We start from the raw sequence: 1392 nt of genomic DNA, 5'->3' as shown, positions 1-1392 counted from the left end.
GTAATGCCAGTCAGTTAAGCAAATATTAGTAAAATGTAGTAAAAATGAGTGTATGTAAATACGCTCATTTTTTTATGACTTTATCTGAAAATTTAGATTGCACCCTTCAACATTCTTTACCTTCACTTAGCCATTTTAGTGAATTTATTGATTTCAACTGGATTGAGGAAAGTCTGCATCAAACAGGTAAGGCATCAATTAGAAGAAGGAAGTTACCTGCTGAACATGTGGTGTGGCTTGTCATTGGACTCGCTTTATTTCGAAATCAACCTATCGGATATGTCGTAGAACAGCTAAAACTTGTATTTGGTACAACAGAATATTGTGTTCCTAGCGCAGTAGTACAAGCACGACAACGTTTAGGATCAGAACCTTTAAATGCGCTATTTTCTTTACTTAGCCAAGCCTGGTTTGAAGAATCTCAGCAGCAATACTCAAACTTTCACGGTCTGAGTGTGTGCGCTGTTGATGGTGTTGTTTGGTCTATGCCTTATACAGATGAGAATTTTGCACACTTTGGTTCATCTAAAGGAAAAACTGCTGATGCTCCTTATCCACAAGTGAGAGCAACCTGCTTAGTAAATACCGCGACCCATGAAATTATAGATGCTCAAATAGGTAGTATGGATCAAGGTGAACTCACACTGGCAAGCCAATTATCTCCTTGTTCACACAGTATTACCCTATTTGATCGAGCCTATTTCTCTGCAGATTTTCTCATCGGGTGGCAAAAACGTGCAGAAGAAAGTCATTGGCTTATGCGTGCAAAAGATAATTTACGGTATGAGATTGTGGAGCGTAATTCGCAACATGACTTTCATATTAGAATGCCGATATCAACAAGAGCTAAAAAACTTAATCCAGCCTTAGGAGACTATTGGGAGGCACGTCTCATTGAGGTTGAGCAGGCAGGTAAGATTAGACGTTATATCACTTCACTAATAGATTCAAAGAGATATCCATTATTAGCTTTAGCAAAACTCTATGCCCAGCGTTGGGAAATAGAAATGTGTTACCGAGAAATCAAGAGTAACTTACAGGAAGGGAAGCATTTAAGGAGTAAACAACCTGCCTTGATTTATCAAGAATTATGGGGAGTCTTTATTGCCTATAATATTCTAAGAAGACAAATGAAATATATGGCGCAACGTGCAAAAGTCAGTCCTTTGAGAATGAGCTTTCATATTACCTCTATTGCTATCCTTAACCTATTGAAGTTTGATTCTTTGGCTTCCGCAGGTAATTTGCCTAAACATCTAGAAAGTTTAATGGAAAAATCTAAAAGGTATGTTTTACCGAAAAAAAGAAGTAGAAACTACCCACGAGTTGTGAAAGGGAAACCACAGAAATACCCAAAAAAATGCCAGTCAATCTCTTAACTGACTGGCATTA

Annotated in this window: 1 protein-coding gene; it reads left to right on the top strand. The window is 37.8% G+C overall.

All coding sequences use genetic code 11. From position 1 onward, the window contains the following. Positions 1 to 74 precede the first annotated feature (74 nt). Positions 75 to 1379, top strand: a complete 1305-nt coding sequence (locus FTU01_RS15440) for an IS4 family transposase (protein WP_004784488.1) — start codon at positions 75 to 77, stop codon at positions 1377 to 1379. Positions 1380 to 1392 lie beyond the last annotated feature (13 nt).

Origin of the sequence: Acinetobacter sp. YH12043 (genome assembly GCF_013419915.1) — a bacterium.
In the GTDB taxonomy this organism is placed as follows: domain Bacteria; phylum Pseudomonadota; class Gammaproteobacteria; order Pseudomonadales; family Moraxellaceae; genus Acinetobacter.
This window is presented reverse-complemented; position numbering and strand designations above follow the sequence as displayed.

Bases quoted from the DNA above. Each gene is read 5' to 3' on its own strand.
- FTU01_RS15440 (WP_004784488.1), top strand. From the start codon at position 75: ATGACTTTATCTGAAAATTTAGATTGCACCCTTCAACATTCTTTACCT.